This is a genomic window from Actinomycetota bacterium, from assembly GCA_030682655.1.
Lineage (GTDB): Bacteria > Actinomycetota > Coriobacteriia > Anaerosomatales > JAUXNU01 > JAUXNU01.
In genome coordinates this window covers 1-1,174 of record JAUXNU010000165.1, presented here as the reverse complement: position 1 = coordinate 1,174, position 1,174 = coordinate 1, and the positions used below count along the sequence as shown (strand labels likewise).

Genomic DNA, 1,174 nt, shown 5'->3' with positions numbered 1-1,174 from the left:
CGACCCACCCGCGGCGGCAACGAGAAGGTCTGTGAGTTCCTCGACCTGATCGAGGAGGAGAGCCTCCTCGGCAACGCGTGGATCCGCATCGTAGAGACCCTCGATGTCCGTGAGAAGCACGACAAGGTCGGCACGGATCATGGTCGCTACGAGAGCCGCGAGAGCGTCGTTGTCGCCGAAGCGGATCTCGTCTACGGCGACCGTGTCGTTCTCGTTCACGACGGGAACCACGCCCATATCAAGAAGCCTGTCGAAGGTGTCACGAGCATGTAGGTACGCCTCGCGATGTCCTGTGTCATGGCGCGTGAGGAGGACCTGGCCCACCGGAACACCACGCCCCTGGAACAGCTCGGCGTAGGTCTCGATGAGTCGCACCTGCCCCACGGACGCCGCTGCCTGCAGCGAAGGCATGTCGTCGGGACGCTCTTTCAGGCCGAGCGCCTCGACTCCGGCGGCAATCGCACCGGACGTGACGAGCACGACCTGCGAACCGGACGCCCGCACATCGCAGATCTGCCCGACGAGATCGCCGATGAACGCTCGATCAGGACGCCCGTTCTCGTCGACGAGCGTGGTCGATCCGACCTTTATTACAATGCGGCGGTACCTGCTCACGTGGATTCCACGTCCTCACGCTCGTCGTCGGCAGCGAATACCTCGTCTTCTATGTAGGCGACCTCGGGGTCCCGGGCAAGTGCGGAAGAGAACTCGAAGGCGCGTCCGGCGATGATGATCTCGTCACCGTCGAAAGCTCCCGCCTCTTCGAGCGCACGTTCTACGCCGGCTTTCACGAGGCGCTTCTGCAGAAACGCCAGGGCCTCCTCGTTGTCCATCTCCGTCATGATCACCATGCGTTCGACACCGCGGCCTTCTACGACCCAGCCGTCGCCGAAGCGGCGTACCTCAAACGTGCGATCGTCCCTCACGGTGTGGACCCATTCAGCCTCGAAACGCTCCTCGGAGCGCGCCTCCACACGGCGCAGGTCGTACACACGTGCTGCGATAGAGCGCAGCATCGGGTCGATGCCCTCGCCTGTGAGTGCGGAGACCGCGAAGTATTCCACCCCGCTCTCATCACAGCGGGCGGCGAGGACTCCTGAGGCGTCTCCCACGCCCGGCATGTCACATTTGTTGCCGACGACGACCCTGGGACGGTCCGCCAGCTCCTCGGCAT

The 1,174-nt window shown here is 64.0% G+C and carries 2 protein-coding genes; both read right to left on the bottom strand.

Translation table 11 applies throughout. The features are described from left to right. A partial coding sequence (proB, locus tag Q8K99_10910; protein MDP2183064.1) for a glutamate 5-kinase occupies nt 1-615 on the bottom strand: 615 nt, incomplete at its 3' end. Beyond that, nucleotides 612-1,174, bottom strand: a 563-nt coding sequence (gene cgtA / locus Q8K99_10905; protein MDP2183063.1) for an Obg family GTPase CgtA, incomplete at its 5' end; no start/stop codon positions are given. The genes proB and cgtA, both read right to left, overlap by 4 nt.